The 782-nt window shown below is 43.9% G+C and carries 1 protein-coding gene; it reads left to right on the forward strand.

The window, feature by feature from the left end:
• Positions 1-32: 32 nt before the first annotated feature.
• The coding region (locus A3756_RS23605) for an ABC transporter ATP-binding protein (protein WP_255376537.1) at positions 33-782 on the forward strand (750 nt) is incomplete at its 3' end.

The raw sequence follows: 782 nt of genomic DNA on the forward strand, positions 1-782 counted from the left end.
CCAACAAGGTACAAGCCCCCGAGAAAAGACGGATTGGCATGGTATTTCAAGACTATGCCCTCTTCCCCCACCTTAGCGTCAGCCAAAATATCGCTTTCGGCCTCACAGGCATTAAGGACAAAACCGAAAAGTCAGCTCATATTGAAAAGTTAATTCACTTAGTCGACCTAGATGGCTATCAAAACAGCTTTCCACATGAACTGTCTGGCGGGCAACAACAACGAGTAGCGCTAGCACGAGCTTTAGCGCCTGAACCCGAACTTATCCTACTAGATGAACCTTTTTCAAATCTTGATGCTGAGCTACGCAACCGTCTAAGCATTGATATCAGGAACATTCTTAAGACTTTAGGAATCAGTGCAATATTAGTGACTCATGATCAGAAAGAAGCATTCGCTATGTGTGACTATATTGGCGTTATTGATCAAGGAAAAGTTCAACAATGGGGAAAACCCTACGAGCTATATCACGAACCCGTAAATCCTTTTGTCGCTAGGTTTATTGGACACGGCACCTTTATCAAAGGTGAAACCTTAACACCCGATACCTTCTCAAGTGAGGTCGGTGTGATTCAAGGCAATCGTGCTTATAACTGGCCAGAAAAAACCAGGATTGAAATACTAATTCGTCCCGACGATGTAATTTATAAACCAGGAGCAATCCTGAATGCCGTCGTCAGCTCGAAAATTTTTGCAGGCACCTCAACCCAATACCAATTAAAGCTTGCCTCTGATACGGCTCTCGATGTCATCTTCCCTAGCCACCAGGATTTTAATATCGGA

This window comes from Oleiphilus sp. HI0086, assembly GCF_001635225.1.